The sequence below is a fragment of the Falsiroseomonas oryziterrae genome (assembly GCF_021864505.1).
Lineage (GTDB): Bacteria > Pseudomonadota > Alphaproteobacteria > Acetobacterales > Acetobacteraceae > Falsiroseomonas > Falsiroseomonas oryziterrae.
Window position 1 is genome coordinate 1 of the sequence record NZ_JAKJIB010000732.1, and the last position, 509, is coordinate 509.

Consider the following 509-nt stretch of genomic DNA (forward strand, 5'->3'; position numbering starts at 1 on the left):
CCCGACTTCGCCCTCGTCACGCCGCGCGCGCTGCGGCCCGGCGAGGCCGAGACCGGCGCCAATCCGCGCGCGCGCTCGGCACGGCTGCGCGCCATCGAACGCCTGTCCCCCGGCGCGGGGACGCAGACGCAGGTGACCGCATGATCCGCCCCTTCACCGCGCTCTGCTTCATGGCCTTCGCCGGCGCCGGCGCCTGGCTCTACGGCGTCAAGCACACCGTCTCGCTCAAGGATCGCGAGCTGTCGGAGATCCGCCGCCAGACGGAGACGGCCCGCCAGCGCATCGACATCCTGCGCGCCGAATGGGCGCTGCTGAACGAGCCGGAGCGGCTGCGCCAGACCGCGAGCCGCGTGCTGAGCCTCGATGCGATGCAGCCGCAGCATTTCGCCCGCATCACGGAATTCGAGCGGCGCCTGCCCGCGGCCGTCGCCTTCGCCGGCGCGCCGGACCTCTTCGCGCCGCCGCCCGGCAGCGCGACGGTGATGCTCGCCGCCGCACCCGCCGCCGCT

1 protein-coding gene and 1 pseudogene are annotated in these 509 nt (G+C 75.0%); both read left to right on the forward strand.

The annotated features are described in order from the left end of the window. Positions 1–144, forward strand: a pseudogene (locus L2I40_RS24620) (16S rRNA (cytosine(1402)-N(4))-methyltransferase); the annotation flags it as partial. Continuing rightward, positions 141–509, forward strand: a 369-nt coding sequence (gene ftsL / locus L2I40_RS24405; protein ID WP_456305774.1) for a cell division protein FtsL, incomplete at its 3' end; no start/stop codon positions are given. The pseudogene L2I40_RS24620 and the gene ftsL, both read left to right, overlap by 4 nt.